This is a genomic window from Serratia sp. CY71090 (genome assembly GCF_052166845.1).
Lineage (GTDB): Bacteria > Pseudomonadota > Gammaproteobacteria > Enterobacterales > Enterobacteriaceae > Serratia > Serratia nematodiphila.
Genome location: NZ_JBJNOA010000013.1, coordinates 12,837 through 25,222 on the forward strand (window position 1 = coordinate 12,837; position 12,386 = coordinate 25,222).

General features: G+C 61.4%; 10 protein-coding genes. 7 read left to right on the top strand and 3 right to left on the bottom strand.

Translation table 11 applies throughout. The features are described from left to right. The first annotated feature begins 2 nt into the window (after positions 1-2). From ACJ8OK_RS20725 to ACJ8OK_RS20745, 5 genes are read left to right on the top strand one after another with little or no spacing between them, the layout of a single operon-like run. Positions 3-1,043 carry a FecCD family ABC transporter permease gene (locus tag ACJ8OK_RS20725; RefSeq protein WP_085058641.1) on the top strand — a complete coding sequence of 347 codons (1,041 nt, stop codon included), beginning with the start codon at positions 3-5 and terminating at the stop codon, positions 1,041-1,043. Then, positions 1,040-1,825 (top strand): ABC transporter ATP-binding protein, encoded by a 786-nt coding sequence (locus tag ACJ8OK_RS20730; RefSeq protein WP_060559574.1) that lies wholly within the window; start codon positions 1,040-1,042, stop codon positions 1,823-1,825. Before ACJ8OK_RS20725 ends, ACJ8OK_RS20730 begins: the two co-directional genes overlap by 4 nt. Continuing rightward, complete coding sequence (locus tag ACJ8OK_RS20735) at positions 1,813-2,610, top strand: nicotianamine synthase family protein (protein WP_033633234.1); 798 nt, start codon at positions 1,813-1,815, stop codon at positions 2,608-2,610. Before ACJ8OK_RS20730 ends, ACJ8OK_RS20735 begins: the two co-directional genes overlap by 13 nt. After that, the gene (locus tag ACJ8OK_RS20740; RefSeq protein ID WP_085058640.1) at positions 2,603-3,910 is read left to right on the top strand and encodes an opine metallophore biosynthesis dehydrogenase; all 1,308 of its coding nucleotides are present in this window, start codon (positions 2,603-2,605) and stop codon (positions 3,908-3,910) included. The genes ACJ8OK_RS20735 and ACJ8OK_RS20740 overlap by 8 nt, the downstream gene beginning before the upstream one ends. Then, positions 3,907-4,752, top strand: a complete 846-nt coding sequence (locus ACJ8OK_RS20745) for a DMT family transporter (protein WP_085058639.1) — start codon at positions 3,907-3,909, stop codon at positions 4,750-4,752. The genes ACJ8OK_RS20740 and ACJ8OK_RS20745 overlap by 4 nt, the downstream gene beginning before the upstream one ends. A 70-nt stretch (positions 4,753-4,822) precedes the next feature. Here the strand turns inward: ACJ8OK_RS20745 and prc are convergent, their stop codons facing one another. The 3 genes from prc to ACJ8OK_RS20760 all read right to left on the bottom strand — a co-directional run bounded on the left by prc (position 4,823) and on the right by ACJ8OK_RS20760 (position 8,195). Continuing rightward, positions 4,823-6,871, bottom strand: coding sequence for a carboxy terminal-processing peptidase (prc, locus tag ACJ8OK_RS20750; protein ID WP_015377670.1), 2,049 nt, complete (start codon positions 6,869-6,871; stop codon positions 4,823-4,825). Between the two features lie 19 nt (positions 6,872-6,890). Then, complete coding sequence (gene proQ / locus ACJ8OK_RS20755; RefSeq protein WP_004931497.1) at positions 6,891-7,601, bottom strand: RNA chaperone ProQ; 711 nt, start codon at positions 7,599-7,601, stop codon at positions 6,891-6,893. Between the two features lie 96 nt (positions 7,602-7,697). Continuing rightward, positions 7,698-8,195 (bottom strand): GAF domain-containing protein, encoded by a 498-nt coding sequence (locus ACJ8OK_RS20760; protein WP_033633237.1) that lies wholly within the window; start codon positions 8,193-8,195, stop codon positions 7,698-7,700. 255 nt (positions 8,196-8,450) lie between these two features. Here ACJ8OK_RS20760 and yebS point away from each other — a divergent pair, with 255 nt between their 5' ends. Continuing rightward, positions 8,451-9,698 carry a membrane integrity lipid transport subunit YebS gene (gene yebS / locus ACJ8OK_RS20765; protein WP_033633664.1) on the top strand — a complete coding sequence of 416 codons (1,248 nt, stop codon included), beginning with the start codon at positions 8,451-8,453 and terminating at the stop codon, positions 9,696-9,698. Beyond that, positions 9,667-12,297 (top strand): PqiB family protein, encoded by a 2,631-nt coding sequence (locus tag ACJ8OK_RS20770; RefSeq protein ID WP_147827430.1) that lies wholly within the window; start codon positions 9,667-9,669, stop codon positions 12,295-12,297. Before yebS ends, ACJ8OK_RS20770 begins: the two co-directional genes overlap by 32 nt. Positions 12,298-12,386: the final 89 nt, after the last annotated feature.

Consider the following 12,386-nt stretch of genomic DNA (forward strand, 5'->3'; position numbering starts at 1 on the left):
CCGTGGCCCACACAGGACGTGCGTTTTTGCGACGGCGCAGGCTGCGCCGCGGGCTATTGACGCTGGCGCTGCTCGGCGCGCTGCTGGCGGCGACCGCCATCGACCTCACCGTCGGCGCCGCGCAACTTGGCCTCACGGATATCGTGCGGATGCTTTGGCCCGGCTCTGCGCCCGGCAACGAGCTGCATCAGGCGGTTTTCTGGTCGATTCGCTTGCCGATGACGCTCACCGCCCTGGTGGTCGGCGCCAGCCTGGCGCTGGCGGGCCTGCTGATGCAGACCGTGCTGGCCAATCCCCTCGCCAGCCCCTATACGCTGGGGATCTCTGCCGCGGCGGGGTTCGGCGCGGCGCTGGCGATCCTCACCGGCTTCAGCCTGGGCGGCGCGTTGGCGCTGGGCACGCCGCTGCTGGCTTCGCTGATGGCGTTGCTCGCCTGCGTGCCTGTCTATCTGCTGGGACAACGCCGCGGCATGACGCCGCAAATATTGGTGTTGAGCGGCATCGTGGTGCTGTTTTTCTTTCAGTCGCTGCAATCGCTGCTGCTGTTTCTGGCCTCGCCGGAAGCCATGCAGCAAATTGTCTTTTGGCTGTTTGGCAGCCTGCTCAAAGCCAATATGCACGGCGTGGCGATCACCGGCGTCGTGTTGCTGTGCGCGCTGTTCGTCAGTCTGCGGCTCGCCTGGCGGCTGACGGCGCTGTCCGCCGGCGAAGAGCAGGCCCAGGGGCTGGGCATCAATGTCAGCGCCTTGCGCAAGCTGGCCTTTCTGCTGGCGACCTTGCTGACAGCCGCCTCGGTCTCGTTTGTCGGCACCATCGGGTTCGTCGGGCTGATCGCCCCGCATTTCGCCCGCTTTCTGGTGGGTGAGGATCAGCGCTACCTGATCTGCATTTCCGCCCTCTGCGGCAGCCTGCTGCTGCTGTGCGCCTCGATCGTCGCCAAGCTGGTGATGCCGAACGGCGTGGTGCCCATCGGCATCGTTATCGCCCTGATCGGCGTACCGGTGCTGTTTTACTTCGTCACTCGACAGGTTAAACGCCCATGACTCAACTGACCCTCACCCGCGTCGGCGTCTCGCTGCATCGCCGCTCGCTATTGGCAGACGTTTCATTGAGCTGGCCGGAGGCGCAGCTCGGCGGCATCATCGGCCCCAACGGCGCCGGCAAATCGACGCTGCTCAAAGCGATTAACCGCATGGTGCCATGCAGCGGCGAGATCGCTTACCGCGAACGCCCTTTCGATCCGAAAACCAGCCGTATCGCCTATGTGCCGCAGCTTAATCGCTGCGATTCGGCATTGACCGCTTTTGACATGGTGCTGCTGGGCAAGGTACGCCAGTTGAGCTGGCGCGTCAGCGCCGCCCAGGCCGATGCGGTCGAGCAGGCGCTTATGGAATGCGGCATTTCCGCGCTCGCCGATCGCCCCTTCAACCGTCTCAGCGGCGGCCAGCGACAGTTGGTGATGCTGGCTCAGGCCTTCGTCTCTCAGCCGCAGATCATTTTGCTCGACGAACCCACCAGCGCGCTGGATATCCACCACCAGCTGCGCGTGCTCAATCAGATCGCCGACTACGGCCGGCGCCACCGCTGCATCACGCTGTTGGTGATCCACGATCTGGGATTGGCGCTGCGCTATTGCCACTCACTCACGCTGCTCGCGCACGGACGCGTCGTTTGCCACGGCGATACCCATCAGATGATGGGACATCCGATGGTGTCTCGCGTATTTGGCGTCGGCATCGAAAACGGCGTCAGCCCGCAGGGCTACCCCTATCTGCTGCCGACACAGCTGTTACACGCACACGGAGAATCCCCATGTACACTCTGACCAAGGCGGACATGCTGGCGCAACTCGCCGGCTTGCAACAGGAAATTCACCAGCTACACCGCTCCGCCCGGCAAGATCGGCGTCATTTTTCCCTGCTGGAACGCCGCTTCAGCCGCCTGCAAGCCTTTAACGACGAACCACAGCTGCAGGCCTACCGTCGAAAACTGGAAAACGACCGTTTGATCACGGCGCAGATCGCCCAACTGCGGGCGACAGCCAACGCCGCGTTGTGCGACTACGAGAAACATCGCGTCTCGGCGCTGTGCCGGGAACCGGCGCAAACCAACGCCTACCTGAACAGTTTCGACCGCGCGCTGCAGTTGGAGATCGCGGCCGCCGACATTAAACCCGGCGAACGGGTGCTGCTGGTGGGCAGCGGCGCATTGCCCACCACGGCGCTGGCGCTGGTCGCCAGGCTCTCCGCCACCGTCATTTGCTACGATTGCGATCCGGGGGCCCAGCGTTTTGCCCGCCGGCTCACGCGCCACCTGGGGCTGGTGCAGCAGATGCCCTGCATCGACAAGCTGAACGGCCTGACGCGAAACGATATCGATCACATCATCATCGCCTCCCTGGTGGCGGACAAGCAGGGTTTGCTGAAGGCGCTGCGGCCTTTGCTGCCCCAGTGCGGCAAATTGCTGGTGCGCTATGGCAACGGCCTCAAGTCGATCTTCAACTGCCCTTACCACCACCAGGCCGCCGGCTCGCCCTGGCGCGTCAGCGGTAAACCGCTCGCCACCCCGCTGTACGATCTGTTGATTTTGGAGCCCCACCGCCATGAATAATGCCTTTCCCACCCTGATCCTCGGCGCCGGCCCGGCGGCGATCCAACTGGCTGCGGACATCAAGGCCGCGGCCAATGCGCGCATCGGCCTGTACAACCGCCCCAGCGAAAAAGGGCGCCGCCTGAAGCAACATCTGGCACACACGCCCAGCCTGTGGCTGACGGGCGCCGGCAAGGCGCAGCGCACCCAAGACGATGCGCAGGTGACGATTGACCGCTATTGCGATGATGTGTCACTGGTCGGCGGCGACTGGCACCGACTGATCCTTGCCGTCCCCGCCGATCAATACCATGACGTGCTGCGACAGGTGCCATGGGCGGCGTTGCCCCAACTGCGCTCACTGATCCTGCTCTCTCCTTCCATCGGTTCCGGCCTGATGGCGCAAAGCCTGCTGCAGGACGCCGGACAATCCCACGTCGAGGTCATCAGCCTGTCGAGCTACTATGCCGATACCAAGTACCAGAACGCCGAGCAGCCTTACCGCGCCTACACCAAGGCGTTCAAGCAGCGGATTTATCTGGCCGGCGCAGGCGCAAGGTCAGACTGCGCCGAACTCGACTGGCTTTGCTCGCTGCTGGCGCGTCACGGCATTGACGCCCAACGCTGCGACAGCCTGCTCGCCGCCGAGCGCTTCAGCATCACCAATTATGTTCATCCTCCGCTGGCGCTGGCCGATACCACGCTGCAGGCGATATTCCAGCCGCAGGGGCCGATCCAGTACCTGTATAAAACCCACCCCGAGGGCCCCATCTGTCCCGAGGCGATCGCCGACATGCTGGCGCTTTCGCAGGATTACCAGCAGTTGCTCAACCGGCTCGGCATCGAGGCCATTAACCTGCTGCGCTTTTTGAATGACGACAACTACCCGGTTCCGCCCCGCATGGTGAGCCGCCGCTGGATTGACCAATTCCCGCAGCTCGCGCCGACAGAGCAATGCTATGCGCTGTTTACGCGTTATACCGCGCTGCTGGTCGATCCCTATTCCGAGCCGGACGCGCAGGGCCGCTACTATGATTTTTCCGCCGTCAGGGTCGCCCGCGTCTTCCAGGATGCCCAGGGGCGCTGGCGCCTGCCGCGCGTGCCGCAAGAGGACGTGTGCAAACTGCGCGTCCTGGTCTTGCTGGCGCAGCGGCTTGACGTCGAGATGCCCGCCGCCCAGCGTCTGTTGGCGCGCTTTCAGCAGGCGCTGCAGCGCTTCGTCACCCGGATCGGCGCCGAGCATTGCCATCCTTCGTTGCTGGACGATACCTGCGACGAGCAGGCGGACATCATTTACCGACAATGGCGGAGGCAAGCATGAATCAGGGTGCGTTACTGGCCATTTTTGCCTCGTTGATTTTCAGCGTCATGAACGCGCTGGTTAAAACCATCTCCGACGCTATTCCCACCGGTGAAATCGTGTTTTTTCGCAGCAGCATCGGCTGTCTGCTGGTTCTGCTGCTGATGTACCGCCACCGCATCGCCTTCAGCCGCGCAGACCGGCCGCTGCTGGTATTGCGCGGCACCATGGGCGGGCTGTATCTCATTTGTTATTTTTACAGCATTGCCCATCTGACGCTGGCCGACGCCAGCATGCTGGCCTATCTGTCGCCGTTTTTCTCCATTTTGCTCTCCTTGCTGGTGCTGCGTGAACGGGTCAACGCCAATACCGCATTTTGGCTGGCGATGGTCATCATCGGCGCGGTGCTGCTGGTGCGGCCGTGGCACTTCTCGGCCTATACCCTGGCGTCGCTGGTCGGCGTGATGAGCGCGGTGTTCGCCTCGATCGCCTATCTGTCGGTCAACAAACTCAGCAAGCGCCACCATAACTACGAGATCGTGTTCTACTTCCTGTTCATCGCAACGCTGATCTCGCTGCCGCTGATGTGGAACGCGTTCGTTTGGCCCAACGCCTATCAGTTCGCCATTCTGCTCGCCATCGCCCTGGTGTCGCTGTTGGGGCAGGTCGTCTTAACCCAGGCCTTTTCTTCCGATAACCTGATCGTGGTCTCGGTGGTGCGCTATATCGGCATCGTGTTCAACATCGCCTGGGGTTGGCTGTTCTGGCATGAGATCCCGCTGCTGCTGTCGCTGTTCGGCTGTCTGCTGGTGGTGATTTCCTGCATTCAGCTCGGGCTGCGTCACCGCAAGAAACCGGCTTAAGCCGGGCTTGCCGCAACCCCCAAAAAAAAACGCACCCGAGGGTGCGTTTTTCATCCTGCCAGACGCGGCCTTACTTAGCCGGCGTTGGCTGCTGAGCGGGCTGATCCTTTTCCAGATGAGCCAGGTCCAGCGCGATATGCACGGTTTCATCCAGGTACGGATCCGGTTCCTGGTAATCCTTCGGCAGATCGTCGAGCGATTTCAGCGGCTTCTTACCCGCGCGCTCCAGACGCTCGTTGATGCGTTTCAGACGGGTCGCATCGTCATCGTGGTTCTCTTTCTCGCGCACCGCCAGATTGAGGGACACGATGTTGCGTTTATCCTTCAGCGCCTTGTAATGCGCGATATCCTGCGCGATGTACTGGAACTCCGGATTCTGCGCGATGCGCTGTTGGTGATCTTTCAGCAGTTCCGGCTCGAACGGCGCCATATCGCCGGTCTTGCTGTAGGTCGCCGCATTGATGCTGTCCCACGGCATGGCGTTGTCTTCAAACGCTTCGCCGGTTTCCGCCGGATCAACGCCGGTCGGCATCAGAATATCCGGCGTCACGCCCTTGCGCTGGGTGCTGCCGCCGTTGACGCGGTAGAACTTCTGAATGGTGTACTGCACCGAACCGAGCGCCGGCCACTCAGGGCGCAGCATCTGGTCGTAGATGCGGTTCAACGAACGGTACTGCTGCACGGTGCCTTTACCGAAGGTCGGTTCGCCGACGATCAGCGCGCGGCCGTAATCCTGCATCGCCGCCGCGAAGATCTCGGAGGCGGAGGCGCTGAAGCGATCGACCAGCACCACCAGCGGGCCTTTGTAGTAGGTCACGCCGTCGGTGTCGGCGTCTTCACGCACTTTGCCGTTGTTGTCGCGCACCTGCACCACCGGGCCGCTCGGAATGAACAGGCCGGACAGCGAGACCGCTTCAGTCAGCGCGCCGCCGCCGTTAGTGCGCAGATCGATGATCACGCTCTTGACGTTCTGCTTGGCCATCTTTTGCAGCTGCACTTTCACGTCATCGGTCAGGCCGACGTAGAAGCCAGGGATGTCGAACACCGCCACCTTCTCTTTACCGACGGTCTTGATGGTCATTTTCACCGCGCGGTCTTCCAGGCGGATGCGCTCGCGGGTCAAGGTGACCACGCGGGTTTTGGTGCCCTTGCCGGCCGGCAGGATCTCCAGGCGCACCTTGCTGCCCTTCGGCCCTTTGATCAGCGACACCACGTCGTCCAGACGCCAGCCGATCACGTCCACCATCGGTTTGCCGGCCTGGCCGACGCCGACGATGCGATCGCCTACGGTGATCGCCTTGCTCTTCGCCGCCGGGCCGCCCGGCACCATCGAGTTGATCAGGGTGTAGTCATCATCCATCTGCAGCACCGCGCCGATGCCTTCCAGCGACAGGCTCATCTCGGTGTTGAACTGCTCGGTATTGCGCGGAGACAGATAGTTGGTGTGCGGATCGATTTCATGCGCAAAGGCATTCATCGCCAGCTGGAAGACGTCTTCGCTGTTGCTTTGCGTCAGGCGCTTGATGGCGAACTGATAGCGTTTGGTCAGCGTGTCGTGGATTTCTTTGTCGGTCTTGCCGGTCAACTTGAGGTTCAGCTCGTCATAGGTGACTTTCGCATCCCACAGGCTATCCAGCTCAGCCTTGTCTTTCGGCCACGGCGCTTTGCTGCGGTCGAGATCGATAGTGCCGTTGCCGGTAAAGTTCATCGGCTTGTCCAGCAGCGACAACGCATAGGTGTAACGCTCGAAACGACGTTTCTGCGCCAGATTGAACAGCGCGTAGAAGGTGTCCAGCTTACCGGTTTTCAGCTCTTCGCCAACCTGATTGCGTTTGCCGGCGAACTGCGCCACGTCGGCAGCCAGCAATACGTTATGGTTGTAGTCCAGCATGTTCAGGTAGCGATCGAAGATCTTGCCTGAAAACTCCGCGTCAAGGGCGAACTGGCGGTAATGAGAGCGAGTGAAGCGCGAGGTAACGCGCTCACTCACCGTAGCGTGCTGGGGTTCCTGTTGCAGTTGGGGCAGTTGGCCGATGCGGATGTTGGCTGTTTCCGCGCCGTAACTGACACCCGCCCACAGCAGCCCTGCAATCGCTGTTAATCTGACGAATTTGTTCATGCCTGGGTTGGCCTCCGTATCAGAACTGCAAGTGTTCTGCGCGCACAATCATCGCCAGACCGGAAGAGAGCTGCACACGTACGCCATCTTTAGCGATTTCGAGTACGGTAGCATCCATCGCGCTCTTGCCTGCTCTGACTTTGATTTCCTGGCCAATTTGCAGTTTAGAGATATCCGTGACTGGCGCATAACGCGGCTGGCTTTCCTCTTTAGCTGCACGAGGTTGGCGAGCGGGCTGTGGGCGAGTTTGTGGGCGCGGCTTGCGGTTTTCCGGCGCGGCTCCGCCTTCGCGACGTGCAGCGGGCTTTTTACCGGCTGGACGCGGACGGCGTGGCGCAGCATCGGCGGATTCACCGGCGGCTTCACGTTTTTTGGCGTTTTGTTCGGCACGCTGTGCCTGAACGCGCGCTTTGGCTTCTTCAAGCTGCTGGCGAGCATGATCGACATGCTGCTGCTCCAGTTCACCGCACGGATTGCCGTCCAGATCGACGCGCTGCGCGCCGACTTTAACGCCGTACAGATAACGCCAGCTTGAGGTGTACAGGCGCAGGGCAGAACGCAATTGCGTTTTGCTGAGATTCTCTTCCCCCTGCACGCGCTCTACCAAATCCTGAAAAATACCGATTTTCAGCGGACGAGCTTCGCCTTCGGCGCTAAAGCAGAGCGGAAAACGCTCGGCAAGAAAAGCAATGACTTCTTTACTAGAGTTCAACTTAGGTTGATTTTCCATGAAATTTCCTGATTACAACGGTATTGCCAACAAGCCACAGGCATGAACAGGCGTCATTATAATGACGCCATCGGTAATTGCCACGTTAACCGTCGATCAACTTGCCGCCACAGTCACATATTTCGCACTGTCGCACTGCTCCAGTTGCTCACAAAGCCCCGCCACCACTGCTTTCAGGCCCGCTTCGTCCCGTTCGTCGAAGCGTTGATAAACCGTGCTATCGATGTCCAAAACGCCGATCGCTCGGCCGCCAACCGCCAGCGGCAGCACGATTTCCGCGTTGCTGGCCGCATCGCAGGCGATATGGCCCGGGAACGCATGCACGTCGCCGACGCGCTGCACGCGATTTTCCGCCACCGCCGTGCCGCACACGCCCTTGCCCACCGGGATGCGCACGCAGGCGATCTTGCCCTGGAACGGCCCCAGCACCAGCTGAGCGCCATCCATCAGATAGAAACCGACCCAGTTCACGTCATCCAGACGCTCGTTGAGCAAGGCGCTGGCGTTGGACAGCGCCGCGATAAAGTTGGTCTCCCCGCCGAGCAACGCGCTCAGATCACGTTTTAATTCCGCGTAGAATTGTTCTTTTGTCATGTGATAACCATTGAAACAGTGAAGATGGCCAGAAGCCCAAAGCTTAGGCCCTATAAAATAAGCATTAAATGCGTATAGCCACAAGGTTAATCATCTGTTGCTTCACAAAACCCCGTCGCTCGGGGTATGTTTGCCGCTCAGAATCCCGGTTTACCTCGTTTTACCGTCCGGCGCCCGATCGCCGGTGACGCGGCCGGTTTATTTTTCAGCTACGCTGACAGTTCCGGCGGGCTCAAGGGCAGCTACTTGTCAAAAATGAAAATACACGCGATCACCGCCCCCCTTTCCAAAGCGCGCCACCAACGCTGCTGCGAGTGCGACCTGCTGTTCATGCTGCCGCCGCTCAGCGGCAATCAGGCCGCTTATTGCCCGCGCTGCAACGCCAAGGTGGTGCACGGCCGCGACTGGTCGATGACGCGTCTGACCGCCATGGCGATCACCATGCTGCTGCTGATGCCGTTCGCCTTCACCGAACCGCTGATCAGCATCCGCCTGCTCGGCACGCGCATCGACGCCAGTTTGCTGGAGGGCATCTGGCAGATGAGCCGCCAGGGCGATCCGCTCACCGCCAGCATGGTGGCGTTTTGCACCATCGGCGCCCCGCTGACGCTGGCGCTGTCGCTGCTGTATCTGCGCTTCGGCCACGCGCTCGGCATGAACCTGCGCCCGGTGCTGCTGATGCTGGAGCGGCTCAAAGAGTGGGTGATGCTGGACATTTATCTGATCGGCATGGCGGTGGCGGCGATCAAGGTGCAGGATTACGCCGACATCCAGGCGGGCAGCGCGCTGATCGCCTACCTGTCGCTCACCCTGCTCAGCATCCTGACGCTGATCCACGCTAACCTGGAGCAGCTGTGGGAGCGTTACTATCCGCAGGAACAGCCGGAAGGCCCGCCGGCGGCGCTGCATATTTGCCTGTCCTGCCACTATACCGGTTACCCTGACGCGCGCGGCCGCTGCCCGCGCTGCCATGTGCCGATGTGCCACCGCCAGCCCTACAGCCTGCAGAAAACCTGGGCGGCGCTGATCGCGGCGATGATCCTGCTGATACCGGCCAACCTGCTGCCGATTTCCATCATTTACGCCAACGGCGTGCGGATGGAAGACACCATCTTCTCCGGCGTGGTCTCACTGGCCACCTCCGGCAATGTGCCGATCGCCGCCATCGTGTTCATCGCCAGCGTGCTGGTGCCTTTTACCAAGGTGATCGTGCTGATCACGCTGTTGCTGAGCATCCACCTCAAAACCTCGCACAGCCTGAAGACACGCATTCGTCTGCTGCGTCTGGTCACCTGGATCGGCCGCTGGTCGATGCTCGATCTGTTCGTTATCGCCTTGATGATGTCGCTGGTAAACCGCGACCAGCTGTTATCTTTTACTATGGGACCGGCCGCGTTTTACTTTGGCTCGGCGGTCATTTTGACTATTCTTGCCGTTGAGTGGCTCGATAGCCGATTGATTTGGGATGCACATGCAACAGGAAACGCCGACTACACCGACTGAAGCGCGGGTCAAGAACAAACGCCGCATTTCACCGTTCTGGTTACTGCCGTTCATCGCCCTGCTGATCGCCGGGTGGCTGGTCTATAACAATGTCCAGGAACGCGGCACCACCGTCACCATCGATTTCCAATCGGCGGCGGGCATCGTCGCCGGCCGCACGCCAGTGCGCTACCAGGGCGTTGAGGTCGGCACGGTGCAAAAAATCAGTCTGAGCAAAGATCTGCGCAGCATCGTGGTGGAGGCCAGTATCAAAAGCGATCTGGAAGACTCGCTGCGCGAAGGTACCCAGTTCTGGCTGGTGACGCCCAAGGCCTCGCTGGCCGGGGTATCCGGGCTCGATGCGCTGGTCGGCGGCAACTATATCGGCATGATGCCCGGCAGCGGCAAGGAGCAAACCCACTTCACCGCGCTCGATACCCAGCCGAAGTACCGCCTGAATACCGGCGAGCTGATGATTCACCTGCACGCCGACGATCTCGGCTCGCTCAACAGCGGCTCGCTGGTCTATTACCGTAAAATCCCGGTCGGCAAGGTGTATGACTACACCATCAGCGAAGGCAACAAGGGCGTGACCATCGACGTGCTGATCGACCGCCGCTTCGCCAACCTGGTGAAGAGCAACAGCCGCTTCTGGAACGTTTCCGGCTTCAAGGGCGATTTCAGCCTGTCTGGTGCCACGGTGCAGATGGAGAGCCTGGCGGCGCTGGTCAACGGTGCCATTGCCTTCGATTCTCCGGCCGATGGCCAGCAGGCCAAGGGCGATCAGAGCTATACCCTGTATCCTGATCTGGCCCACAGCCAGCGCGGCGTCAATATCCTGCTGGATCTGCCGAGCGGCAACAATTTGAGTGAAAACCGCACGCCGCTGATGTACCAGGGGCTGCAGGTCGGCACCCTGACCAAGCTGACGTTGCAACAGGACAGCAAAGTGGTCGGTGAACTGACCATCGATCCTTCGGTGGTCGATCTGATGCGCAGCGGCACCCGCATCGTAATGCGCAGCCCGCGCATCAGCCTCAACGACGCCAAGCTCAGCCAACTGCTGACCGGCACCACGCTGGAACTGGTGCCGGGTGAAGGCGAACCGCAGCAGCGCTTCAACGTGCTGGACAGCAGCGAAACGCTGTTGCAACAGCCTGGCGTGCTGACCGTTACGCTGAATGCGCCGCAAAGCTACGGCATCGACGTCGGGCAGCCGCTGGTGGTGCACGGCGTGAAAGTCGGCCAAATCCTGAGCCGCACGCTGACCGCCGGCGGCGTGGTATTCACCGCCGCCATCGACGCGCAGTACCGCGGCCTGCTGCACAAAGACAGTAAATTCGTGGTCAACAGCCGCCTCGACGTCAAGCTGGGCATCGACGGCATGGAAGTGCTCGGCGCCAGCGCGCAGGAGTGGGTAGACGGCGGCGTGCGCATTATCCCCGGCAGCAAAGGGGAGCCTGGCGGCCAGTACCCGCTGTACGCCAACAGCGAAAAAGCCGAGGAAGGCATCGTCGGCAACGCCCCCGCTACCACCCTGACCCTCAGCGCCACCAGCCTGCCGGACGTGCAGGCCGGCTCGGTAGTGCTGTATCGCAAATTCCAGGTGGGCGAGATCGTCAATGTTCGGCCGAAGGCCAACGAGTTTGAGGTGGACGTCTACATCAGCCCGGAATACCGCAAGCTGCTGACGCGCGAAAGCATCTTCTGGGCCGAAGGCGGCGCCAAGGTGCAGCTCAACGGCAGCGGCCTGACGGTGCAGGCTTCGCCGCTCAACCGCGCGCTGAAAGGTGCCATCAGCTTCGATAATCTACAGGGCGTGACGCTGAACAAGGGGGCCAACCGCGTGCTGTACGCCAGCGAAACCGCCGCCCGCGCGGTGGGCAGCCAAATCACGCTGAAAACCTACGACGCCAGCAAGCTGTCGGCGGGTATGCCGCTGCGCTACCTCGGCATCGACGTCGGCCAGGTGGAGTCGCTGCAGCTGGCGCCGGAGCGCAACGAAGTGTTGGCCAAGGCGGTGCTGTATCCGGAATACGTGCAGACCTTCGCGCGCCTCGGCAGCCGCTTCTCGATCGTCTCGCCGGAGATCTCCGCCGCCGGCGTCAGCAACCTCGATACCCTGCTCCAGCCTTATATCAACGTGGAGCCGGGGCGCGGCCGCGAGCTGCGCACCTTCGAGCTGCAGCAGGCCAGCATCACCGACTCGCGCTATCTGGACGGCCTGAGCGTGGTGCTCGACGCCGCCGAAACCGGCTCGCTGCAGATCGGCACGCCGGTGCTGTTCCGCGGCGTGGAGGTCGGCACCATCACCGGTTTCTACCTCGGCGCCATGTCCGACCGGGTGCACGTCGCGCTGCGCATCAGCAAGAAGTACCAGCATCTGGTGCGCAACAACAGCGTGTTCTGGCTGGCGTCGGGTTACAACCTGCAGTTCGGCCTGACCGGCGGCGTGATCAAGAGCGGCACCTTCCAGCAGTTCATCCGCGGTGGTATCGCCTTCGCCACCCCGCCGACTATTCCGCTGGCGCCGAAAGCGACGCCGAACAAGCACTTCCTGCTGAATCCGGAAGAGCCGAAGGACTGGAAAACCTGGGGCACCGCCATTCCGCGCGATTAACTTTCGCGTTTCCCTCAGGGCCCGGCAATGCCGGGCCCTGTTTTTTTCCGCTTTGTGATAAACTCTCGCCCTTGTCTTTATTGCACCCT

What these genes read in the sequence shown, in the direction of transcription:
- proQ (WP_004931497.1), bottom strand. Translation starts at nt 7,601, where the DNA reads ATGGAAAATCAACCTAAGTTGAACTCTAGTAAAGAAGTCATTGCTTTT.
- ACJ8OK_RS20735 (WP_033633234.1), top strand. Translation starts at nt 1,813, where the DNA reads ATGTACACTCTGACCAAGGCGGACATGCTGGCGCAACTCGCCGGCTTG.
- ACJ8OK_RS20730 (WP_060559574.1), top strand. Translation starts at nt 1,040, where the DNA reads ATGACTCAACTGACCCTCACCCGCGTCGGCGTCTCGCTGCATCGCCGC.
- yebS (WP_033633664.1), top strand. Translation starts at nt 8,451, where the DNA reads ATGAAAATACACGCGATCACCGCCCCCCTTTCCAAAGCGCGCCACCAA.
- ACJ8OK_RS20770 (WP_147827430.1), top strand. Translation starts at nt 9,667, where the DNA reads ATGCAACAGGAAACGCCGACTACACCGACTGAAGCGCGGGTCAAGAAC.
- ACJ8OK_RS20740 (WP_085058640.1), top strand. Translation starts at nt 2,603, where the DNA reads ATGAATAATGCCTTTCCCACCCTGATCCTCGGCGCCGGCCCGGCGGCG.
- prc (WP_015377670.1), bottom strand. Translation starts at nt 6,871, where the DNA reads ATGAACAAATTCGTCAGATTAACAGCGATTGCAGGGCTGCTGTGGGCG.
- ACJ8OK_RS20745 (WP_085058639.1), top strand. Translation starts at nt 3,907, where the DNA reads ATGAATCAGGGTGCGTTACTGGCCATTTTTGCCTCGTTGATTTTCAGC.
- ACJ8OK_RS20760 (WP_033633237.1), bottom strand. Translation starts at nt 8,195, where the DNA reads ATGACAAAAGAACAATTCTACGCGGAATTAAAACGTGATCTGAGCGCG.